Genomic DNA, 21,467 nt, shown 5'->3' on the forward strand with positions numbered 1-21,467 from the left:
ACGCCCCTCACTTACCTTTATGCGACATGTTCGTAAAACAACATGAAATTGCTCATTTGTTCCGTGCCTACGGATGATATGCGGTGCTATTTTCGGTAACGAAACTGTAACATTCGCATCCGCAGTCAAAACAAGAAATCTGGAGCCTTTGAATGTTTGCTTTCTTTCGTCCTGCCGCACATCAGGCTCCATTGCCTGAAGAACACGTAGACAGCACCTACCGCCGCTTGCGCTGGCAAATCTTCGCCGGGATTTTCATTGGCTACGCGGGTTATTACCTGCTGCGCAAGAACTTCTCCCTGGCCATGCCGTACCTGATCGAAGAGGGTTACACCAAAGGTCAGCTGGGGCTGGCGATGTCGGCGATTGCCATTTCCTACGGTTTGTCCAAGTTCCTCATGGGCCTGGTGTCCGACCGCTCCAACCCGCGCTACTTCCTGCCATTCGGCTTGCTCGTGTCGGCCGGGGTCATGTTCATCTTCGGTTTCGCGCCTTGGGCGACGTCCAGCGTGACCATCATGTTCATTCTGTTGTTCATCAACGGCTGGGCTCAGGGCATGGGTTGGCCGCCGAGTGGCCGGACCATGGTGCACTGGTGGTCGCAGAAGGAACGCGGCGGCGTGGTTTCCGTATGGAACGTCGCGCATAACGTCGGCGGCGGACTGATCGGTCCGCTGTTCCTGCTGGGCATGGGCTTGTTCAACGACTGGCATGCGGCGTTTTATGTGCCGGCGGCTGTAGCCTTGCTGGTGGCGGTGTTCGCTTTTGCCACCATGCGTGACACCCCGCAGTCGGTGGGCCTGCCGCCGATCGAGAAGTACAAGAACGATTATCCGCAAGGCTACGATGCCAGCCATGAAGAAGAATTCAGCACCAAGGAAATCTTCGTCAAATACGTGCTGCGCAACAAAATGCTCTGGTACATCGCCTTGGCCAACGTCTTCGTCTACCTGCTGCGCTATGGCGTGCTGGACTGGGCGCCGACCTATCTCAAAGAAGTCAAACACTTCAATGTCGACAAAACGTCCTGGGCGTATTTCTTCTACGAGTGGGCAGGCATCCCCGGCACGCTGCTGTGCGGCTGGATGTCGGACAAGATCTTCCGTGGCAACCGCGGCCTGACCGGCATGGTATTCATGGCGCTGGTGACTGTGGCAACACTGGTTTACTGGCTCAACCCGGCGGGCAACCCGACCGTCGACATGATCGCGCTGTTCTCCATCGGCTTCCTGATCTACGGCCCGGTGATGCTGATCGGTCTGCAGGCGCTGGAGCTGGCGCCGAAGAAAGCCGCCGGCACCGCTGCGGGGTTCACTGGCCTGTTCGGTTATCTGGGTGGTTCGGTCGCGGCCAGTGCAGCGATGGGCTACACCGTGGACCATTTCGGCTGGGATGGCGGCTTTGTGTTGCTGGTCAGTGCCTGCCTGTTGGCCATGGCCTTCCTCGCTCCGACTTTGTGGCACAAGAACGTAGCCAGTTCGAGCCGCGAAGAAGTGCTCGCTTAATGCGAGCCTGAATGACAGCGCTTGAGCCGCGCCTCCAGATTCCGGTCTGGCATGGCGTGGCTACGCAGGGCGTTAACGGTCTGCTCGACGTAATCGCGAGTAGTGCCGTAGCGTCCGCAAGCGCTGGCGAATACCTGGCTCAGCACGCTGTCTGGCAAGTTGCCGGCGTAGCTGGGCAGGTGCCGTTCCAGTACGAACCCCAGGGCCTGAACCTGGCTTCCGTCTTCGAGGCGGCAGCTGAGCCAGTGTGGGCGATAAGACGGGACCGGCATCTCGCGCTGCCAAAGTGCATATAACGATGCTTCCAGCTGTTCTTCCGGCAGCCGGTAAGCGAAGCCGCTGCACGAGCCGCCGCGATCCAGACCGAATACCAGCCCTGGTAACTCCGGGGTGCCACGATGCTCGTGAGACCACAGGTACAAGCCGCGATGATAACCATGCACTCGCCCGCGTACCCGCTCGACCGCCGAGCATTCAGGACGCCAGATCAATGAACCGTAGGCGAATAACCAGACCGGCCCACCCTTGTGCCGACTCATGGTGGTCTGCATCGAGCTCATGAGCTGTTCGTGAGTGAGCTGCGGTCCCAGATCGAGCCGCGGCGGGTAAGGCAGATTCAAAAGAGCCGGTTCGATGGCTGTCATGGCGAATAGCGTTGAGCTCCCCGCGTATCGATAATTACTTAATAGAACGCACGGCTGTAACCGCAAGACACATAAGTTTTAAGGCAAGTTAGGTGCCATTAATCGGCCGCCTAAGTGACATATACCCTAACGGCATTTATCCAATTGAATAAATACCATTAGGCTATATAGGGAGTTACAACGAGGAGCGGCCCAGTCGCTGAGGAATCAAGGCCGGGGAGCGTAGGCAAACACATCGGCGCGCATCTGGTGCGCGTCCATGCCCGCACTGACCAGTGCATCAAGGGTCGCGTAGATCATCGCCGGCGAACCGCTGGCATAAACGTGTACAGCAGACAGATCGCTGATGTCTTCGCACACCGCTTCATGCAACATGCCGCAACGACCGTCCCAACCGCAGAGATCGCTGACCACTTTGTGCAGATAGAGATTGGGTAGTTGCTTCCACTCATCCCAGTGCTCGATCTCGTAGAAGTCGTCCGGCTGGCGCACGCCCCAGTACAGATGCACCGGATGCTTGAAACCCCTGGCCCGGCAGTGCTCGATCAGGCTGTGCATCTGCGCCATGCCGGTACCGGCGGCGATCAGCACCAAAGGGCCGTCCGGCAGTTCGGACAAGTGGGTGTCGCCGAATGGCATCTCGATTCGCACCATGGCGTTACGTTGCAGCTGTTCGATCAGATTTTGTGCACTGGTTTCGCGCACCAGCACATGCAGTTCCAGATCACGTCCGGCATGCGGCGCCGAGGCCAGCGAGAACGCGGATTTCTCACCACTCTCGCGCTCGAGCATCAGGTACTGGCCGGCGTGATAACGCGGCGGTTTGCCCGCCGGCGCCCGCAGCCGTACCCGCCAGACATCACCGCCGACTTCGACACACTCAATCACCTGACACGACAGGCTGCGCACCGGCAGTTCTCCCAGCGCAAGCACGCCATCCCACAGCACGATGCAGTCTTCCAGCGGCTCTGCAATGCAAGTGTAGAACTCGCCGTGATCACGGACATCACCGGCCTGTTCGACCCGACCTTCGACCAGCAGCGCGCCGCACACATGACAATTGCCATTGCGACAGCTCTGCGGGCATTCGTAGCCCAGGCGCCGTGCTCCATCGAGAATCCGCTCGCCGGGCAATATCTCAAGCACTGCTCCGGACGGCTGCAAGGTTACACGCATCAATCTATTCCTAACTGATTCCAGATAGCATCGACCCGGCGGGTGACTGCCTCATCCTTGACGATAACCCGGCCCCACTCGCGGGTGGTTTCACCGGGCCATTTATGCGTGGCATCGAGCCCCATCTTCGAGCCCAGGCCGGAAACCGGCGAGGCGAAGTCGAGGTAGTCGATCGGCGTGTTGTCGATCATCACCGTGTCGCGCTTGGGGTCCATGCGCGTGGTGATGGCCCAGATCACGTCGTTCCAGTCGCGTGCGTTGATATCGTCGTCAGTCACGATAACGAACTTGGTATACATGAACTGTCGCAAAAACGACCAGACACCGAGCATTACCCGCTTGGCATGGCCGGGATACTGCTTCTTCATGGTCACGATGGCCATGCGGTACGAGCAACCTTCCGGCGGCAGGTAGAAGTCAGTGATCTCGGGGAATTGCTTTTGCAGGATCGGCACGAACACTTCGTTCAGCGCCACACCGAGAATTGCCGGCTCATCCGGCGGACGGCCGGTGTAGGTGCTGTGGTAGATCGGTTTGATTCGGTGGGTGATGCGCTCGACGGTGAACACCGGGAAGCTGTCGACTTCGTTGTAGTAGCCGGTGTGGTCGCCGTACGGACCTTCGTCGGCCATTTCGCCCGGGTGGATCACGCCCTCAAGGATGATCTCGGCGGTCGCCGGAACTTGCAGGTCGTTGCCACGACATTTCACCAGTTCGGTACGGTTGCCACGCAACAGACCTGCGAAGGCGTATTCGGAGAGGCTGTCCGGCACCGGCGTGACCGCACCAAGAATGGTTGCAGGATCCGCACCCAGCGCCACGGAAACCGGGAACGGTTGACCCGGATGCTTCTCGCACCACTCACGATAGTCCAGCGCGCCGCCACGATGGCTCAACCAGCGCATGATGACTTTGTTGCGACCGATGACCTGCTGGCGATAGATGCCGAGGTTCTGCCGGTCCTTGTTCGGACCTTTGGTAACCGTCAGGCCCCAGGTGATCAGCGGGCCGACATCGCCAGGCCAGCAGGTCTGCACCGGCAACATGGCCAGATCGACGTCATCACCTTCGATGACCACTTCCTGGCAGACCGCGTCTTTAACGACTTTCGGCGCCATGGCGATGATCTTGCGGAAGATCGGCAGCTTCGACCAGGCGTCCTTCAACCCTTTCGGCGGCTCTGGCTCTTTCAGGAAGGCCAGCAGTTTGCCGATCTCCCGCAGTTCGCTGACCGCTTCGGCGCCCATGCCCAAGGCAACGCGCTCAGGGGTGCCGAACAGGTTGCCAAGCACTGGAATGTCATAACCGGTCGGGTTTTCGAAGAGCAGGGCCGGACCTTTGGCGCGCAAAGTGCGATCGCAGACCTCGGTCATTTCCAGCACTGGGGACACCGGAACCTGGATGCGCTTGAGTTCGCCGCGCTTTTCCAGGCCGCTGATAAAGTCGCGCAAGTCGCGATACTGCATGCGTGAGCCTCGTTTTGGCCATGGCGTTCGGGGGCATGAGTTTAGCGCCGAACCCAGCTGTTCAGAATAGTGACTGCGCAGATCATGAATAGTCAGATAGCAAAAAGCCGGGTTTCCCCGGCTTTTGCTGACTTGCGCGATTTACTTGCGCTTCATCGACAAGAAGAACTCATCGTTGGTCTTGGTCTGCTTGAGCTTGTCGACCAGGAACTCGATGGCCGAGACTTCGTCCATCGGGTGCAGCAGCTTGCGCAGGATCCACATGCGCTGCAACTCGTCGTCAGCGGTCAGCAACTCTTCACGGCGGGTGCCGGAACGGTTGATGTTGATCGCCGGGAAGACGCGTTTTTCCGCGATCTTGCGATCCAGAGGCAGTTCCATGTTGCCGGTGCCTTTGAATTCTTCGTAGATCACTTCGTCCATCTTCGAGCCGGTTTCAACCAGCGCGGTGGCGATGATGGTCAGCGAACCGCCTTCTTCGATGTTTCGCGCGGCGCCGAAGAAACGTTTCGGTTTCTCCAGGGCGTGAGCATCGACACCACCGGTGAGGACCTTGCCGGAGCTCGGGATCACGGTGTTGTAGGCGCGAGCCAGACGAGTGATGGAGTCGAGCAGGATCACCACGTCTTTCTTGTGTTCGACCAGGCGCTTGGCCTTCTCGATCACCATTTCGGCAACCTGCACGTGACGGGTTGGCGGCTCATCGAACGTCGAGGCAACCACTTCGCCGCGTACGGTACGCTGCATTTCGGTTACTTCTTCCGGACGTTCGTCGATCAGCAGAACGATCAGATGAACTTCCGGATTGTTACGGGCGATGTTCGCTGCGATGTTTTGCAGCATGATCGTTTTACCGGCTTTCGGCGGAGCAACGATCAGGCCGCGCTGGCCTTTACCGATCGGCGCACACAGGTCGATCACACGGCCGGTGAGATCTTCAGTGGAACCGTTACCGGCTTCCATCTTCATCCGCACGGTCGGGAACAGCGGGGTCAGGTTCTCGAAGAGAATCTTGTTTTTCGCGTTCTCCGGACGATCGTAGTTGATCGTGTCGACCTTCAGCAGGGCGAAATAACGCTCGCCTTCCTTCGGAGGGCGGATCTTGCCAACGATGGTGTCACCGGTGCGCAAGTTGAAGCGACGGATCTGGCTCGGCGAGACATAGATATCGTCTGGGCCGGCGAGATAGGAAGCGTCAGCAGAGCGGAGGAAGCCGAAGCCGTCCTGGAGAATCTCCAGCACGCCATCACCGGAGATTTCCTCACCGCTTTTAGCGTGCTTTTTGAGCAGGGAGAAAATCACGTCCTGCTTGCGCGAACGGGCCATATTTTCTATGCCCATCTGTTCGGCCAATTCGAGCAGTTCGGTAATCGGCTTTTGCTTGAGTTCAGTCAGATTCATATAGGAATGACGTAATCATTTATGGAGGGGGGGAAATTAAGCTTTTGGCTTAATGAGGCCGCGCCGCAGAGAAGGCGACAGGATCGCGTACTATTCGAAAAGGAGAGCGTCGGCGACGGCTAGCAGGGGGCAATGGAGAAACCAGTGCGGGGCCGAATGTACCACCTGAGTTTCAGAGCGTCTAGCCCTCTTTCATGAAAAAGCCCCGCAATTTGCGGGGCCTTTTCATGATTCTTGATAACGACGCTTAGATATTGGCGTCGAGGAATGCAGCCAGTTGCGACTTCGACAGCGCGCCGACCTTGGTAGCTTCGACGTTGCCGTTCTTGAACAGCATCAGCGTCGGGATACCACGCACGCCATGCTTGGCCGGGGTTTCCTGGTTTTCGTCGATGTTCAGCTTGGCGACGGTCAGTTTGCCGGCGTAGGTGCCAGCGATTTCGTCCAGAACCGGGGCGATCATTTTGCAAGGGCCGCACCATTCAGCCCAGTAGTCAACGAGCACAGGGCCGGCAGCCTTAAGTACTTCTTCTTCGAAGTTAGCGTCGGTGACGTGCTTGATAAGATCGCTGCTCATGGATGTCTCCGGGTTGTAAGCAAAAAAAAACGTTGCCCATCATAGCCGCCCTTCCCCTGTTCAGGAAGCCGCAGGTGATTGACTCTCACTATGGTGGCGCATGAGTTTGGGTATAGCTCAACTCAGGACGTCGCGGGAGTCACGATGACAATCCCGGTACGCAGGGCTGCGTTACGCACGTGTTCCTGCATGGCCTTCTGCGCGGCGCCGGACGCCCGGCGAGCCAAGGCTCGGAGGATCTTGCGGTGTTCCTGCCAGGTTTCCATGGCCCGCTCGGGCCGGATGAACGGTAATTTCTGGCTTTCCAGGAACATCTCGGCGCTGGTGCTGAGAATGCTCAGCATCGCCTGATTGCCGCTGGCCAGCAGGATTCGCCGGTGAAACTCGAAATCCAGCCGCGCCGCCGCGTCGAAATCTTCGGCACGCAATTCGTTGCGCATCGCCTCGACATTGTCCTCCAGGGCATCCAGCTCATCCGCCGTCAGGGTTACCGCCGCCAAACCCGCCGCAAAACCTTCCAGGGCATAGCGCAACTGAAAGATATCCACGGGCGAGGCCTGGGCCGCAAAGGGCCAGGACAAACCCGACTCGCCGCGAGGCAAGTCGATGAGCGACTGCACGAACACGCCCTTCCCCGGCTGCACACTGATCACCCCCAGCGCACTCAAGGACGACAAGGCCTCACGCAACGACGCCCGGCTAACACCCAGTTGCAACGCCAGATCTCGCTGCGAGGGCAACACATCCCCTGGCCCGAAGCCTTGTTCGGCGATCAGTTTTCGAATGGCTTGCAGGGCTATTTCGGGTACGGCGCGGGAGATCGAGTTCATGGTTTTTTCGCAGGGACCTGGCCAATGACCGGCTAGTTGTAAAGCTATTGGCGACTCACGGCAAGTCACGCCCCATGCGGGGTCAGGCATGTCGACCGACGCTCGATAACGGGGCAAAAAGCACCTCAACTGTTCAGACCAGTAAGACCGATGGAACCCAGACAAACCCTGCCCGCCAGCGCATTTCGAGACGGCTGGCATGGGCTGTGCAAAGTCCGAACGCAGAAATCACTTCCCTGGATTCGGAGAGTTGTCATGACCAAGCGTTGCAGCGCCCTGCTCACTGCCCTGTTTGCCAGCCTGATGCTGAGTCAAGCGCCCGCCCATGCCGACGGCCTGGAAGATGTCGTCAAACGCGGCACCCTCAAGGTGGCCGTACCGCAGGACTTCCCACCCTTCGGTTCGGTCGGGCCGGACATGAAGCCCCGCGGCCTGGACATTGACACCGCGAAACTTCTGGCCGATCAACTCAAGGTCAAACTCGAACTGACCCCGGTCAACAGCACCAACCGGATCCCCTTCCTGACCACCGGCAAAGTCGATCTGGTGATCTCCAGCCTCGGCAAAAACCCTGACCGCGAAAAAGTCATCGACTTCTCCCGCGCCTATGCACCCTTCTATCTCGCGGTGTTCGGCCCGCCCGATGCGGCCATCAGCACGCTGGACGACCTGAAAGGCAAAACCATCAGCGTCACCCGTGGCGCCATCGAAGACATCGAGCTGACTGCCGTGGCCCCGCAAGGTGTGACCATCAAGCGCTTCGAAGACAACAACTCGACCATCGCCGCCTACCTGGCCGGCCAGGTTGACCTGATCGCCAGCGGCAACGTGGTGATGGTCACCATCAGCGAGCGCAACCCGAAGCGTATTCCAGCCCTGAAAGTGAAGCTCAAGGACTCGCCGGTCTACGTCGGCGTGAACAAGAACGAGCCGGCGCTGCTGGAGAAGGTGAATCAGATTCTGGTCACGGCCAAAACCGACGGCAGCCTGGAAAAGAATTCGCAACTGTGGCTCAAGCAGCCGCTGCCGGCTGATCTCTGATCGCTGTCACGGAGATTGACCATGGCTTATCAGTTCGACTTTTTACCAGTGCTGGACAACACCGACCTGTTGCTGCGAGGAGCGCTGTTCACCCTTGAATTGACCGCCATTGGAGCGCTGCTCGGGATCAGCCTCGGGATTGTCGGTGCGCTGGTTCGGGCCTGGCAGATCAAGCCATTCGCGGCGATATTCGGGGTGTATGTCGAGTTGATCCGCAACACGCCGTTTCTGGTGCAGCTGTTTTTCATCTTCTTCGGCTTGCCGTCACTTGGCGTGCAAATTTCCGAATGGCAGGCAGCCATACTGGCGATGGTGATCAACCTGGGTGCCTATTCCACGGAAATCATTCGCGCAGGCATTCAGGCGATTCCACGCGGCCAGCTTGAAGCCGCGGCCGCACTGGCGATGACCCGCTTCGAAGCCTTCCGCCATGTGGTGCTGCTGCCGGCGCTGGGCAAGGTCTGGCCGGCGTTGAGCAGCCAGATCATCATCGTCATGCTCGGCTCGGCGGTCTGTTCGCAGATCGCCACGGAGGAACTGAGCTTCGCCGCCAACTTCATTCAGTCGCGTAACTTCCGCGCCTTCGAAACCTATGCCCTGACCACGCTGGTCTACCTGTGCATGGCCCTGATGATCCGCCAATTACTGAACTGGATCGGCCGCCGGTATATAGCAAGAAGCAGCGCGAGGAACAGCCAATGAGCGACTTCACGTTCCTGGACATCGTGCACAACCTGCTCACCGGCCTGCAATGGACCCTGGCGCTGTCGTTGGTGGCATTCATCGGTGGCGGACTGATCGGCTTGCTGGTCATGACGCTGCGAATTTCCGACAAGGCTTTCCCCTGTGCATTCGCCCGCACTTACATCGAACTGTTCCAGGGCACGCCGCTGTTGATGCAGCTGTTTCTGGTGTTCTTTGGCATCGCGCTGCTCGGCATCGATATCTCGCCGTGGCTGGCCGCAGCGATCGCTTTGACGCTGTTTACCAGTGCTTATCTGGCGGAGATCTGGCGCGGTTGCGTCGAATCGATTCCTCACGGTCAGTGGGAAGCCTCGTCGAGCCTGGCGCTGACTCCGCTTGAACAACTGCGCTACGTGATCCTGCCGCAAGCCTTGCGCATTGCCGTGGCGCCGACCGTAGGTTTCTCGGTGCAAGTGATCAAAGGCACTGCCGTGACGTCGATCATCGGCCTCACCGAACTGACCAAGACCGGCGGCATGCTCGCCAACGCCACCTTCGAGCCCTTCATGGTCTACGGCCTGGTGGCGCTCGGTTATTTCCTGCTCTGCTACCCCTTGTCGCTCAGTGCGCGCTACCTGGAAAGGAGACTGCATGCCTCTGCTTAGAATTTCCGCCCTGCATAAATATTACGGCGACCACCATGTGCTCAAAGGCATCGACCTCAGTATCGAGGAAGGTCAGGTCGTAGCGATCATCGGTCGCAGCGGCTCGGGCAAAAGCACCCTGCTGCGAACCTTGAACGGCCTGGAGTCGATCAACGACGGGGTCATCGAAGTCGACGGCGAATACCTGGACGCCGCTCGCGCCGATTTGCGCAGCCTGCGGCAGAAGGTCGGGATGGTGTTTCAACAGTTCAACCTGTTCCCGCACCTGACCGTGGGCGAAAACGTGATGCTCGCGCCACAGGTGGTGCAGAAAGTGCCGAAGGCCAAGGCGGCCGAACTGGCGCGCCAGATGCTTGAGCGAGTGGGGCTTGGAGAAAAGTTCGATGCGTTCCCGGATCGCCTGTCCGGCGGCCAGCAGCAGCGCGTGGCGATTGCCCGGGCGCTGGCCATGTCCCCCAAAGTATTGCTTTGCGACGAGATCACCTCGGCGCTCGACCCGGAACTGGTCAACGAAGTGCTCAGCGTGGTCCGACAACTGGCCAGGGATGGCATGACGCTGATCATGGTCACCCACGAAATGCGTTTCGCCCGTGAAGTCGGCGACAAGCTGGTGTTCATGCATCAGGGCAAGGTGCATGAGGTCGGCGATCCGAAGATATTGTTTGCCAATCCGCAGACGGTGGAATTGGCGAATTTTATCGGGACGGTTGAGGCGGCGGGCTGAGAGATCTTCAGTGCCTTGGAGGCCGCCTTCGCGGGCAAGCCCGCTCCCACAGGGGTTCTATGTCGCCTCTAATCCCGCATACGACGCAGAACCAATGTGGGAGCGGGCTTGCCCGCGATTGACCGCGAAGCGGTCATCGGCATTCCTGCGCCAGATCAAGGCTTTGAACACTGCGCGTTGGCGGCGACGGTTTGATCGTGGCAGGATGGCGAGGTTATCGACCGAGACCCTTTAACCATGCCGCAATCCCAAGCCATTAATCTTTCTCTGATCGCCGCTATCGACCTGGGCTCCAACAGCTTTCACATGGTCGTGGCCAAAACCCAGAACGATGAAATCCGCATTCTGGAGCGGCTCGGCGAGAAGGTTCAGCTGGCCGCCGGGATCGACGAAGAGCGTCAGCTCAGCGAAGAATCCATGCAGCGCGGGCTCGATTGCCTGAAACGTTTCGCTCAACTGATCAACGGTATGCCCCCGGGCGCGGTGCGGATCGTTGGCACCAACGCCCTGCGCGAAGCGCGTAACCGTGGCGAATTCATCGGCCGCGCCGAAGAAATCCTCGGTCATCCGGTAGAAGTCATCTCTGGCCGTGAAGAAGCACGTCTGATTTACCTCGGCGTCTCCCACACTCTCGCCGACACCCCGGGCAAGCGCCTGGTGGCCGACATCGGCGGCGGCAGTACCGAATTCATCATCGGCCAGCGTTTCGAACCGCTGCTGCGTGAAAGCCTGCAAATGGGCTGCGTCAGCTATACCCAACGCTATTTCCGCGACGGCAAGATCACGCCGGCCCGTTACGCCCAGGCTTACACGGCGGCACGGCTGGAGATCATGGGCATCGAACATGCCCTGCATCGCCTGACCTGGGATGAAGCCATCGGCTCCTCGGGCACCATCCGCGCCATTGGTCTGGCGTTGAAGGCCGGCGGTCACGGCACCGGCGAGGTCAACGCCCAAGGGCTTTCCTGGCTCAAACGCAAGCTGTTCAAGCTCGGCGACATCGAGAAAATCGACTTCGAGGGCATCAAACCCGATCGCCGGGCGATTTTTCCGGCTGGCCTGGCGATTCTCGAAGCGATTTTCGATGCCCTCGAGCTACAACGCATGGACCACTGTGAAGGCGCTCTGCGCGAAGGTGTGCTCTATGACCTGCTGGGCCGTCATCATCACGAAGACGTCCGTGAGCGCACCCTCAGCTCGCTGATGGACCGTTATCACGTCGATCTGGAACAAGCGGCACGGGTCGAGCGCAAGGCGCTGCATGCCTTCGATCAGGTGGCGACGGATTGGGATCTGGATGACGGCGTCTGGCGCGAACTGCTCGGCTGGGCAGCCAAGGTCCATGAAGTCGGGCTGGACATCGCCCACTACCAATACCACAAGCACGGCGCCTACCTGATCGAGCACTCGGATCTGGCCGGCTTCTCCCGCGAAGACCAGCAAATGCTCGCGCTACTGGTGCGCGGCCATCGACGCAACATTCCCCGGGACAAGTTCGCCGAATTCGGCGATGAAGGCGTCAAGCTGATTCGCCTGTGCGTATTGCTGCGCTTTGCGATTCTGTTCCATCACATCCGCGGCACCCAGGAGATGCCGCAAGTGGTGCTGCGCGCCGACGGCGACAGTCTGGATGTGCTGTTCCCGAAAAACTGGCTGCAAGAGAACCAGCTGACTCAGGCCGACTTCGCGCTGGAAGCGGAGTGGCTGACCCGAGTCGGCTTCGTGCTTAACGTACGCTGAGCACCGGGTTGCTCAGGCGCTCGAGCAGAGTGGCCTGGGCACTGCGCGGGTTCTGATTGCCGGTCGGCGTGTTGCGAATGTAGCGGCCGTCCGACTGCAGATTCCAGCTGTGAGTGTTATCGGTGAGATAACTTTCCAGCTCTTTCTTGACGCGCAGAATCAGCTTCTTGCCCTCGACCGGGAAGCAAGTCTCGACGCGCTTGTCGAGGTTGCGCTCCATCCAGTCGGCGCTGGACAGAAACATCTGCTCTTCGCCACCGTTGAGGAAGTAGAACACCCGCGTGTGCTCGAGGAAGCGACCGATGATCGAGCGCACATGAATGTTGTGCGAGACCCCGGCGATACCCGGCCGCAGGCAGCACATGCCACGTATCACCAGATCGATACGCACCCCGGACTGACTGGCCTTGTACAGCGCACGAATGATCTTCGGATCGGTCAGCGAGTTGAACTTGGCGATGATGTGCGCCGGCTTGCCGTCGAGGGCGAACTGGGTTTCCCGGGCAATCATGTCGAGCATGCCCTTCTTCAGCGTGAACGGCGCGTGCATCAACTTCTTCATGCGCAAGATCTTGCCCATGCCGATCAACTGACTGAACAGTTTGCCGACGTCTTCACATAGCGCGTCATCGGACGTCAGCAGGCTGTAGTCGGTGTACAGGCGGGCGTTGGCCGCGTGGTAGTTGCCGGTACCCAAGTGGGCGTAACGGACGATCTCCCCGGCTTCGCGACGCAGAATCAGCATCATCTTGGCGTGGGTCTTGAAGCCGACCACACCATAGATCACCACCGCACCGGCGGCTTGCAGACGGCTGGCCAGTTGCAGGTTGGACTCTTCGTCGAAACGCGCACGCAACTCGATCACCGCAGTGACCTCTTTGCCGTTACGCGCCGCATCGACCAAGGCATCGACGATTTCCGAATTCGCGCCGCTGCGATACAGCGTCTGCCGGACCGCCAATACATGCGGATCCTTGGCCGCCTGACGCAGCAGGTCGACCACCGGCGTGAAGGATTCGAACGGGTGCAGCAGCAGGATGTCCTGCTTGCTGATCACGCTGAAAATATTCTCGCTGTTCTGCAACAGCTTGGGGATTTGCGGCGTGAACGGCGTGTATTGCAGCTCCGGGTGACTGTCCAGACCGGTGATGCTGAACAGACGCGTCAGGTTGACCGGGCCATTGACCTGGTACAGCTCGGTTTCATTCAGGTTGAACTGCTTGAGCAGGTAGTCGGACAGGTGTTTCGGGCAAGTGTCGGCCACTTCCAGACGCACCGCATCGCCATAGCGACGGGAGAACAGCTCGCCACGCAGGGCGCGGGCCAGGTCTTCGACATCTTCGGTATCGACCGACAGGTCGGCGTTTCGGGTCAGACGGAACTGGTAGCAGCCCTTGACCTTCATGCCCTGGAACAGGTCATCGGCGTGCGCGTGGATCATCGACGACAGGAACACATAGTTGTCGCCGGTACCGCCGACTTCTTCCGGAACCTTGATGACTCGCGGCAACAGACGCGGCGCCGGGATGATCGCCAGACCGGAATCGCGACCGAAGGCGTCGACGCCTTCCAGCTCGACGATGAAGTTCAGGCTCTTGTTCACCAGCAATGGGAACGGGTGCGTCGGGTCGAGGCCGATCGGGGTGATGATCGGCGCGATCTCGTCGCGGAAATAGCGCCGGACCCAGGTCTTGAGTTTGGTCGTCCAGTAGCGGCGACGAATGAAGCGGACCTGATGCTTCTCCAGCTCCGGCAACAGAATATCGTTGAGGATCGCGTACTGGCGGTCGACGTGACCGTGGACCAGGTCGCTGATGCGCGCCAGCGCCTGATGCGGTTGCAGGCCATCGGCACCGGCCTGCTCACGGGCGAAGGTGATCTGCTTCTTCAGGCCGGCGACGCGAATTTCGAAGAACTCATCCAGGTTGCTGGAGAAGATCAGCAGAAATTTCAGCCGTTCCAGCAATGGATAGGACTCATCCAGCGCCTGTTCCAGCACGCGGATATTGAACTGCAGCTGCGACAGCTCGCGATGGATGTACAGGCTACTGTCATCCAGGCCGGGAATCGCAATCGCCGGCACCGCTTGCTGCGGCTCGACCACGGCCGGCGGCGGGGTTTCCAGCTCCGGCAGGATTTCGACGATTTGCTCGACCACGGATTGAGCGTCTTCTAGTGCAACTTCAGTGAGTCCTACGGTATTCATCACATGTTCCTGGGAGGGCTATTTTTGCTCTCGTAACAATTGAGCAGCACGAACGGCAAAGTAAGTCAGGATGCCATCAGCGCCTGCACGTTTAAAAGCGGTCAGGGATTCAAGAATAACCCCTTCACTCAGCCAGCCATTCTGGATCGCCGCCATGTGCATCGCGTATTCACCGCTCACTTGATAGACAAAGGTCGGCACTTTAAATTCTTCTTTGACCCGATAAAGAATGTCCAGGTACGGCATGCCAGGTTTGACCATGACCATATCCGCGCCTTCCGACAAGTCGGCGGCCACTTCATGCAGGGCTTCGTTGCTGTTGGCCGGGTCCATTTGATAGGAGGCCTTGTTGGCCTTGCCCAGATTCAGCGCGGAGCCGACGGCATCGCGGAACGGACCGTAATAGGCGCTGGCGTACTTCGCCGAATAGGCCATGATCCGCACATTGACGTGATCGGCCAGTTCGAGGGCTTCGCGGATCGCCTGGATCCGGCCGTCCATCATGTCCGATGGAGCGACCACCTGAGCGCCGGCAGCGGCGTGGGATAGCGCTTGTTTGACCAGTGCATCGACGGTGATGTCGTTCTGCACATAGCCTTCCTCATCGAGGATGCCGTCCTGCCCGTGGGTGGTGAACGGGTCCAGCGCCACGTCGGTAATCACACCCAACTCAGGGAAGCGTGCACGCAGCGCACGGGTCGCGCGCTGGGCGATGCCGTCCGGGTTCCAGGCTTGCGCAGCGTCAAGGGATTTGAGCTCGGGCGGTGTCACCGGGAACAGTGCCAATGCAGGAATTCCCAACTCGACCCATTTGGCCGCTTCTTCAAGCAGCAGGTCGATGGTCAGGCGTTCGACCCCTGGCATCGAAGCCACCGACTCGCGACGGTTTTCACCGTCCAGCACAAATACCGGGAGGATCAGGTCGTCGACGGTCAGGACGTTTTCACGGACCAGTCGACGCGAGAAATCATCACGACGGTTGCGGCGCAGGCGGGTAGCAGGGAACAGACGGCTGGCGGGGGTAAAGCTCACGGCAGACTCCTTGAGCCCGCGCTGGCGGGCGAGCGTGACAGTTATAAGCGGCCATTATGACGAAGAGATGACAGTCGTGCTTACCCCTGTGACTGGTAGTCGCACCCATTGTCCTTGTAGGAAATGTTCACGTCGAGACACATTTGGATACTTTCCTGAATGTGTCCGAAGGGTTAGGCTGCGCGTTCATTTCGCCAGCATCCAGACAATGCTCCAACAATTTCTTCAGGATTTCGGCTACTTCGCCCTTTTTCTCGGCACCTTCTTCGAAGGCGAAACCATTCTGGTGCTCGCAGGCTTCCTTGCGTTTCGCGGATACATGGATATCAACCTGGTGGTGGTCGTGGCGTTCTTCGGCAGCTATGCCGGCGATCAGCTGTGGTACTTCCTGGGGCGCAAGCACGGCCGCAAATTGCTGGCGCGCAAACCGCGCTGGCAATTGATGGGCGATCGGGCGCTGGAGCATATCCGCAAGCACCCGGACATCTGGGTGCTGAGCTTTCGCTTCGTGTATGGCCTGCGTACCGTGATGCCAGTGGCGATCGGCCTGTCCGGTTATCCGCCGGGACGTTATCTGCTGCTCAACGGGATTGGCGCCGCCATCTGGGCCACTGCCCTGGCTGCTGCGGCTTACCATTTCGGCGCGGTGCTCGAGGGCATGCTCGGCAGCGTCAAGAAGTACGAGCTGTGGGTGCTGGGCGCGCTGTTGCTGCTGGGCTTCTGTCTGTGGCTGCGTCGGCGTTTCAAGAACGCCCGCCTCGCTAAAAAGATCTACGAAGACGAACAGGCCGAACAAGCCAGCAAACCTACGACGCCAGTCGAGTGAGTCGGTTTCTACAGCAGTAGAGGCCGATGCCACTGAGCAGGCTGTAACTGAGCAGGCCGACCCAGCCCACCGCGCTGGCCGGCCACAGCCCCAGGATCGGCGCCAGCCACACCAGTGGCACGTTCAGCGCCAGACGCAACAGCTCCAGCTTCAACGCCCACGGGCGATTCTCCAGGGCCACGCCCAGCACAAACAGACCAAACGCCACAGCGCTCCAGCCCAAGACCAGTGCGGCCGTTGGCAAACTGTCGGCAAGGTTCATCAGGTAGCTACCAAGCGCGATGTACACCGTGAACTGCAGCGCGACATACAGCTGCTGTCGTCCATCCAGCGGCACCTCGAACTTGCGGAACTGGCTCAAGTCCGGCTTGGTCATCGGGTATTTTGCCGCCACATCCGCCGGCCGCCAGCCGGTACGCATGAACCAGATTCGCAACTTGTCCCACCGGCTTTCGGTGCGCCGCGCGTCGGCCAGCAGTTGCGCATAGAACTGCACATTCGCCCATAACGGATTCCAGCTCGCCAACGGCGTGGTCACACCGAAAATCACCGGCTCGTTGTCGTCCTCTTCCTGGAATGAACCGAACAAGCGGTCCCAAATAATGAACACCCCGCCGTAGTTGCGATCCATGTAGAGAGCGTTCTGCGCATGGTGGGCACGATGGTTGGACGGCGTGACGAAAACCCATTCGAACCAGCCAAGCTTCGGTATGTGTCTGGTATGTACCCAGAATTGATAGAGCAGATTGAGCGCCGCGACGCTGACGAACACCAACAGCGGCACGCCGAGCACCGCCAGCGGCAGGTAGAAGATCCAGCTCAGCAGAAATCCGCTACTGGTCTGGCGCAGCGCCGTGGACAGGTTGTAGTCCTCGCTTTGGTGATGCACCGAATGCGCCGCCCAGAGGATATTGCGTTCATGACCCAGGCGATGCAGCCAGTAGTAGCAGAAGTCATAGAAGACGAAGGCGAACACCCAGACCCAGGCGCTATCGGCCGACAGCTCGATCACGGCCAGATGCTTCAGGGCAAAGGCATAGGAGATCAGCCCGACGCCTTTGGTCAACAGGCCCGTGGTAGTCGACAACACCCCGGTGCTGAGGCTGTTGATCGCGTCCGCCAGGCGATAATTATTCACGCCACGCCAGCGGTCGGCCAACAGCTCGACGGCTATCAGCACAAAGAAAAACGGCACTGCATAAAGGATGAAGTTCATGACGCGACCTGATCGCAATTGTTATCCAAAGACTAGGTGTAGTCGCGCAATAACCCTATGGCAACGAGTGACAAATTAGTGGACATTTAACGCCATGAATCTGGAGAAGAACCCATGAGCAAAAAAATCGCAGTGCTACTTTCCGGCTGTGGCGTGTATGACGGCGCCGAGATCCATGAAAGCGTGATCACCTTGCTGCGCCTGGATCAGCGCGGTGCCCAAGTGCAGTGCTTCGCACCCGATATCCCCCAAATGCATGTGATCAACCACCTCACCGGCGAAGAAATGCCCGAGTCGCGCAATGTACTGGTGGAGTCGGCGCGAATCGCTCGGGGCAACATCAAGGATATCCGTGAAGCGGACGTCGAAGACTTCGATGCGCTGATTGTTCCTGGCGGTTTCGGGGCGGCCAAAAACCTCTCCAGCTTTGCGATCGAAGGCGCCGGCTGCACCGTGCAGCCGGAAGTCCTGGCCCTGGCCGAAGCCTTTGCCGAAGCCGGTAAACCGGTCGGGTTGATCTGCATCTCGCCAGCCTTGGCCGCCAAGATCTACGGCCCGGGCGTAACCTGCACTATCGGCAATGATGCCGATACAGCCGCAGCGATGACCAAAATGGGCGCTACCCATGAAGAATGCGCCGTTAGCGAGATCATCGAAGACAAGGCACGCAAACTGGTCAGCACCCCGGCCTACATGCTCGCGCAGTCAATCAGTGAAGCGGCTTCGGGGATTAACAAGCTGGTGGACCGAGTGCTGGAGTTGACTCACGAAAACGATGTTTGAAGCCGACTTTGTGGCGAGGGGGCTTGCCCCAATGCCGGTAAGTTAAGCCGCAGAACTGTGGGAGCGGGCTTGCCCGCGAAGAAAACACCGCGGTTTTTCAGGCATTACGCGTCATCGTTCTTCGCGGGCAAGCCACGCTCCCACAGGATCTTCGTCGCTCAAATTTCTTAACTTACCAGCATTGGGGCTTGCCCCCACGGGTGCGTTTCCAGTTCAAGCTCAGCGCATTAACCGCGTAAGAATCCGGTCCAGCGCATTGGCGAACGCCTGCTTCTCGCGTTCACCATGGGGCGGCGGGCCGCCGCCCATCTGGCCCTGATCGCGCAGGTCAGTGAACAAGTTGCGCACTGCGAGCCGCTCGCCCATGTTCTGTGGGTCGAACTCCTTGCCGCGCGGATCAAGGGCTGCGACACCCTTTTTGATCAAGCGATCGGCCAGCGGCACATCGCTGCAAATCACCAGTTCACCGGGCACCGCGTGTTCGACCAGATAATCATCGGCCGCATCCGGACCGCTGGGCACCACGATCAGCTTTACGCAGGCGTAGCCCGGCTTGATCTGGCTCTGCCCCGCCACCAGCAGCACTTCGAACTGGCGCTTCAAGGCAAACTTGATGACCTGATCCTTCGCCGCCTTGGGGCAGGCGTCAGCATCGATCCAGACACGCATATTGTGTTTTTCCTCTAAAGCTTCGCGGGCAAGCGAACGTCGCCCGGCCCTTCCCACAAATATTGCACCGTACTTGTGGGAGCGTGGCTTGCCCGCGAAAATGAGCGCAGCGAATGCTTCAAGAAGCCTGCACCCGCCGCTTCTCCGCCATGCGACTACGGCTGTAAAGCACGATGATCGCCAGAATCGCCACGACCTGGGCACCCAGCGAATACGCATCAGCGTGGATCCCCAGCCAGTCGAAGTCAAAGAACGGCACCGGCCGGGTGCCGAAGACTCCGGCTTCCTGCAAGGCTTTGACACCATGCCCGGCAAACACCACCGACAGCGCACACAGCAATCCGGCGTTGATTCCGAAGAACAGCGCCAGCGGCAACTTCGCCGAACCGCGCAGGATCACCCAGGCCAGGCCGATCAACATCACCAGCGCCGTCGCACCGCCCGCCAGCACCGCATTGTGGCCGGCCGGGCCCGCTTGCAGCCAGAGGGTTTCGTAGAACAGGATCACTTCGAACAGCTCGCGGTAAACCGAGAAGAACGCCAGCATCGCAAAGCCGAACCGTCCACCGCCGCTGACCAGGCTGCTCTTGATGTAATCCTGCCAGGCAGCCGCGTGGCGGCGGTCGTGCATCCATACACCCAGCCAGAGCACCATGACGCTGGCGAACAACGCCGTCGCACCTTCGAGCAATTCACGCTGGGCGCCGCTGACATCGATCAGGTAAGCCGCCACCGCCCAGGTCACCAGACCGGCCATCAGCGCCAAACCCCAGCCGACGTGGACGCTGCGCACCGCCGACTGCTGGCCGGTATTACGCAGGAATGCCAGGACCGCCGCCAGCACCAGAATCGCTTCCAGGCCTTCACGCAGCAGAATCAGCAAACCGGAGATGTAACTCAAGGACCAGCTCAGGCCATCGCTGCCCAACAGACCGGCAGACTGCTTCAACCTGGCTTTCGCAGCATCCAGGCGCTGCTCGGCTTGCGCCACCGGCAAGCCGTCCTGCAACGACTGACGGTAGGCCATCAGGGATTTTTCAGTGTCTTTGCGCACATTGGCGTCGACGTTGTCCAGGGAGCTCTCGACCAGCTCGAAGCCTTCCAGATACGCCGCTACCGAGAGATCGTAAGCCTGTTCGTGATCGCCGGCGCGGTAGGCTGCGAGACTCTTGTCCAGCGTCGCCGCGGTGTAGTCGAGCAACTGCGCCGGGCCGCGTTTGACCTGCGGCGGCTGCGCGCGCTGGGCACGGAAAGTCGCCGCCGCCTCAGGGCCTGAGGCAGCCAGCACTTCACCTGGAGTCTGACGGGCCAGATCGGCGAGGTTGAAGTTTTTCTCGCTTTTCGCAGCCGCCGGGTCAGCGCTGAAACTGGCGATCCAGGTCGCCAGATCCCAGCGCTGGCGGTCATCCAGTTGATCGGCGAAAGACGGCATGTCCGTGCCTTCAATACCCAGGCCAAGGGTGTTGTAAATCGCGTAGAGGCTCAAGCGATCCATCCGCGCCGCATCGCGCAGGTTGGCCGGTGGAGGCATCAGTCCCACGCCTGCCGGGCCGTCGCCAGCGCCCGCATCGCCGTGACACACCGAGCAATGCTGGGCATACAGTGGCGCACCGCGGGTCGGATCCGGGGTAATGATCGGCGCCTGGCTGACCTCATAGGCCACTGCCAGTCTGGCGCCCAATTGCCGTGCCTGACGGGCGACGCCCGCACCGTCCTGACGCTGGCTGATGGCGTGACGCAAACTGCTTACGCCCTGCTCCAGCTCGGCCCGTTCCGGCTTGGCTGGCAAGGCAACGATCAGCCCCTGCAGAACGCTCAGAAACTCAAGCTGCTCACGGTACTCGGAGTCATCGATGACCTTGCCGGCCTCGACTGTGGCCGGGTAATCCGCGCCAATGTAGTCGAGCAAATGCAGTGCCTGGGGCGCGCCTTCCACGGTGTCGGCCAGCAGATTGAAACTGCATAACGCAAACACCGGCAGCACCAGCCAGGCCAGAAAACGGGACGGGGCAGTCATGAATGAATCTCAATTGGAAATACGAAGTAACACATTGTTCACTTTGAATGAGTTTCACTCAAGCGTTCTCGTCCTTTTATGTCTATGGCTGGAACAAATTTCCGGGTGATAGACGCCTCGACGGCTCCTTGCCATCGGGCACTCAAATAGTGGCACTCCTTTGAATGGTGAAATTAAAAAGCCATTACATTGCCATCCTCGCAGCCTATAATGCAGCGCCTTGGTTATTCCAAAAGGGTATTTAAGCTCCTCTACTAATGAGGAA

At 59.5% G+C, this 21,467-nt stretch carries 19 protein-coding genes; 8 read left to right on the top strand and 11 right to left on the bottom strand.

Translation table 11 applies throughout. The features are described 5' to 3' along the window. Window positions 1-152: 152 nt before the first annotated feature. Window positions 153-1,505, top strand: a complete 1,353-nt coding sequence (glpT, locus tag AC3I0A_RS26150; RefSeq protein WP_489375396.1) for a glycerol-3-phosphate transporter — start codon at window positions 153-155, stop codon at window positions 1,503-1,505. On the opposite strand, the gene AC3I0A_RS26155 is transcribed toward glpT, so the two are convergent. The 6 genes from AC3I0A_RS26155 to AC3I0A_RS26180 all read right to left on the bottom strand — a co-directional run bounded on the left by AC3I0A_RS26155 (window position 1,502) and on the right by AC3I0A_RS26180 (window position 7,599). Continuing rightward, a complete protein-coding gene (locus AC3I0A_RS26155) occupies window positions 1,502-2,149 on the bottom strand; it encodes a gamma-glutamylcyclotransferase (RefSeq protein WP_489375397.1) in 648 nt (215 codons plus the stop codon). The two genes, glpT and AC3I0A_RS26155, sit on opposite strands and share 4 nt — an antisense overlap. Before the next feature lie 207 nt (window positions 2,150-2,356). Further along, window positions 2,357-3,325 carry a CDP-6-deoxy-delta-3,4-glucoseen reductase gene (locus tag AC3I0A_RS26160; RefSeq protein WP_489375398.1) on the bottom strand — a complete coding sequence of 323 codons (969 nt, stop codon included), beginning with the start codon at window positions 3,323-3,325 and terminating at the stop codon, window positions 2,357-2,359. Next, window positions 3,325-4,791, bottom strand: a complete 1,467-nt coding sequence (gene ubiD, locus AC3I0A_RS26165; protein ID WP_419113893.1) for a 4-hydroxy-3-polyprenylbenzoate decarboxylase — start codon at window positions 4,789-4,791, stop codon at window positions 3,325-3,327. The genes AC3I0A_RS26160 and ubiD overlap by 1 nt, the downstream gene beginning before the upstream one ends. Before the next feature lie 141 nt (window positions 4,792-4,932). Then, complete coding sequence (gene rho / locus AC3I0A_RS26170; RefSeq protein WP_007899384.1) at window positions 4,933-6,192, bottom strand: transcription termination factor Rho; 1,260 nt, start codon at window positions 6,190-6,192, stop codon at window positions 4,933-4,935. Window positions 6,193-6,439: 247 nt separating this feature from the next. Continuing rightward, window positions 6,440-6,769: a thioredoxin TrxA gene (trxA, locus tag AC3I0A_RS26175; protein WP_007899382.1), complete on the bottom strand. Its 330-nt coding sequence runs from the start codon at window positions 6,767-6,769 to the stop codon at window positions 6,440-6,442. A 122-nt stretch (window positions 6,770-6,891) separates the two neighbouring features. Beyond that, entirely contained in the window at window positions 6,892-7,599 is a 708-nt protein-coding gene (locus tag AC3I0A_RS26180) for a FadR/GntR family transcriptional regulator (RefSeq protein ID WP_489375399.1), read from the bottom strand. Between the two features lie 255 nt (window positions 7,600-7,854). Between AC3I0A_RS26180 and AC3I0A_RS26185 the strand changes: the two genes are divergently transcribed. The 5 genes from AC3I0A_RS26185 (at window position 7,855) to ppx (ending at window position 12,453) form a co-directional block, all read left to right on the top strand. After that, complete coding sequence (locus tag AC3I0A_RS26185; protein ID WP_489375400.1) at window positions 7,855-8,640, top strand: transporter substrate-binding domain-containing protein; 786 nt, start codon at window positions 7,855-7,857, stop codon at window positions 8,638-8,640. Window positions 8,641-8,661: 21 nt separating this feature from the next. Then, entirely contained in the window at window positions 8,662-9,342 is a 681-nt protein-coding gene (locus AC3I0A_RS26190) for an amino acid ABC transporter permease (RefSeq protein WP_489375401.1), read from the top strand. Continuing rightward, on the top strand, window positions 9,339-9,989 hold the full coding sequence (locus AC3I0A_RS26195; protein ID WP_489375402.1) for an amino acid ABC transporter permease: 651 nt from the start codon (window positions 9,339-9,341) through the stop codon (window positions 9,987-9,989). Before AC3I0A_RS26190 ends, AC3I0A_RS26195 begins: the two co-directional genes overlap by 4 nt. Beyond that, entirely contained in the window at window positions 9,976-10,713 is a 738-nt protein-coding gene (locus tag AC3I0A_RS26200; protein WP_489375403.1) for an amino acid ABC transporter ATP-binding protein, read from the top strand. The genes AC3I0A_RS26195 and AC3I0A_RS26200 overlap by 14 nt, the downstream gene beginning before the upstream one ends. A 237-nt stretch (window positions 10,714-10,950) precedes the next feature. Further along, a complete protein-coding gene (gene ppx / locus AC3I0A_RS26205; RefSeq protein WP_489375404.1) occupies window positions 10,951-12,453 on the top strand; it encodes an exopolyphosphatase in 1,503 nt (500 codons plus the stop codon). Here ppx and ppk1 read toward each other — a convergent pair. Beyond that, a complete protein-coding gene (gene ppk1, locus AC3I0A_RS26210) occupies window positions 12,440-14,659 on the bottom strand; it encodes a polyphosphate kinase 1 (protein ID WP_489375405.1) in 2,220 nt (739 codons plus the stop codon). The genes ppx and ppk1 overlap by 14 nt on opposite strands. Before the next feature lie 18 nt (window positions 14,660-14,677). Next, window positions 14,678-15,691: a porphobilinogen synthase gene (hemB, locus tag AC3I0A_RS26215; protein WP_489375406.1), complete on the bottom strand. Its 1,014-nt coding sequence runs from the start codon at window positions 15,689-15,691 to the stop codon at window positions 14,678-14,680. Window positions 15,692-15,899: 208 nt separating this feature from the next. Between hemB and AC3I0A_RS26220 the strand changes: the two genes are divergently transcribed. After that, window positions 15,900-16,517, top strand: a complete 618-nt coding sequence (locus AC3I0A_RS26220; RefSeq protein WP_489375407.1) for a DedA family protein — start codon at window positions 15,900-15,902, stop codon at window positions 16,515-16,517. Here AC3I0A_RS26220 and AC3I0A_RS26225 read toward each other — a convergent pair. Then, complete coding sequence (locus tag AC3I0A_RS26225) at window positions 16,498-17,733, bottom strand: sterol desaturase family protein (RefSeq protein ID WP_489375408.1); 1,236 nt, start codon at window positions 17,731-17,733, stop codon at window positions 16,498-16,500. The genes AC3I0A_RS26220 and AC3I0A_RS26225 overlap by 20 nt on opposite strands. A gap of 114 nt (window positions 17,734-17,847) precedes the next feature. Between AC3I0A_RS26225 and elbB the strand changes: the two genes are divergently transcribed. Then, window positions 17,848-18,516 (top strand): isoprenoid biosynthesis glyoxalase ElbB, encoded by a 669-nt coding sequence (gene elbB, locus AC3I0A_RS26230; RefSeq protein ID WP_489375409.1) that lies wholly within the window; start codon window positions 17,848-17,850, stop codon window positions 18,514-18,516. 219 nt (window positions 18,517-18,735) lie between these two features. Here the strand turns inward: elbB and AC3I0A_RS26235 are convergent, their stop codons facing one another. Together AC3I0A_RS26235 and AC3I0A_RS26240 are read right to left on the bottom strand one after the other, a co-directional pair. Continuing rightward, complete coding sequence (locus tag AC3I0A_RS26235; protein ID WP_489375410.1) at window positions 18,736-19,185, bottom strand: YaiI/YqxD family protein; 450 nt, start codon at window positions 19,183-19,185, stop codon at window positions 18,736-18,738. Window positions 19,186-19,303: 118 nt separating this feature from the next. After that, window positions 19,304-21,202: an FTR1 family protein gene (locus AC3I0A_RS26240; protein ID WP_489375411.1), complete on the bottom strand. Its 1,899-nt coding sequence runs from the start codon at window positions 21,200-21,202 to the stop codon at window positions 19,304-19,306. Window positions 21,203-21,467: the final 265 nt, after the last annotated feature.

This window comes from Pseudomonas sp. KH_024_B2 (assembly GCF_057839965.1).

Coding starts and splice junctions, on each gene's coding strand:
- glpT (WP_489375396.1), top strand. CDS start 153: ATGTTTGCTTTCTTTCGTCCTGCCGCACATCAGGCTCCATTGCCTGAA.
- AC3I0A_RS26155 (WP_489375397.1), bottom strand. CDS start 2,149: ATGACAGCCATCGAACCGGCTCTTTTGAATCTGCCTTACCCGCCGCGG.
- AC3I0A_RS26160 (WP_489375398.1), bottom strand. CDS start 3,325: ATGCGTGTAACCTTGCAGCCGTCCGGAGCAGTGCTTGAGATATTGCCC.
- ubiD (WP_419113893.1), bottom strand. CDS start 4,791: ATGCAGTATCGCGACTTGCGCGACTTTATCAGCGGCCTGGAAAAGCGC.
- rho (WP_007899384.1), bottom strand. CDS start 6,192: ATGAATCTGACTGAACTCAAGCAAAAGCCGATTACCGAACTGCTCGAA.
- trxA (WP_007899382.1), bottom strand. CDS start 6,769: ATGAGCAGCGATCTTATCAAGCACGTCACCGACGCTAACTTCGAAGAA.
- AC3I0A_RS26180 (WP_489375399.1), bottom strand. CDS start 7,599: ATGAACTCGATCTCCCGCGCCGTACCCGAAATAGCCCTGCAAGCCATT.
- AC3I0A_RS26185 (WP_489375400.1), top strand. CDS start 7,855: ATGACCAAGCGTTGCAGCGCCCTGCTCACTGCCCTGTTTGCCAGCCTG.
- AC3I0A_RS26190 (WP_489375401.1), top strand. CDS start 8,662: ATGGCTTATCAGTTCGACTTTTTACCAGTGCTGGACAACACCGACCTG.
- AC3I0A_RS26195 (WP_489375402.1), top strand. CDS start 9,339: ATGAGCGACTTCACGTTCCTGGACATCGTGCACAACCTGCTCACCGGC.
- AC3I0A_RS26200 (WP_489375403.1), top strand. CDS start 9,976: ATGCCTCTGCTTAGAATTTCCGCCCTGCATAAATATTACGGCGACCAC.
- ppx (WP_489375404.1), top strand. CDS start 10,951: ATGCCGCAATCCCAAGCCATTAATCTTTCTCTGATCGCCGCTATCGAC.
- ppk1 (WP_489375405.1), bottom strand. CDS start 14,659: ATGAATACCGTAGGACTCACTGAAGTTGCACTAGAAGACGCTCAATCC.
- AC3I0A_RS26220 (WP_489375407.1), top strand. CDS start 15,900: ATGCTCCAACAATTTCTTCAGGATTTCGGCTACTTCGCCCTTTTTCTC.
- AC3I0A_RS26225 (WP_489375408.1), bottom strand. CDS start 17,733: ATGAACTTCATCCTTTATGCAGTGCCGTTTTTCTTTGTGCTGATAGCC.
- elbB (WP_489375409.1), top strand. CDS start 17,848: ATGAGCAAAAAAATCGCAGTGCTACTTTCCGGCTGTGGCGTGTATGAC.
- AC3I0A_RS26235 (WP_489375410.1), bottom strand. CDS start 19,185: ATGCGTGTCTGGATCGATGCTGACGCCTGCCCCAAGGCGGCGAAGGAT.
- AC3I0A_RS26240 (WP_489375411.1), bottom strand. CDS start 21,202: ATGACTGCCCCGTCCCGTTTTCTGGCCTGGCTGGTGCTGCCGGTGTTT.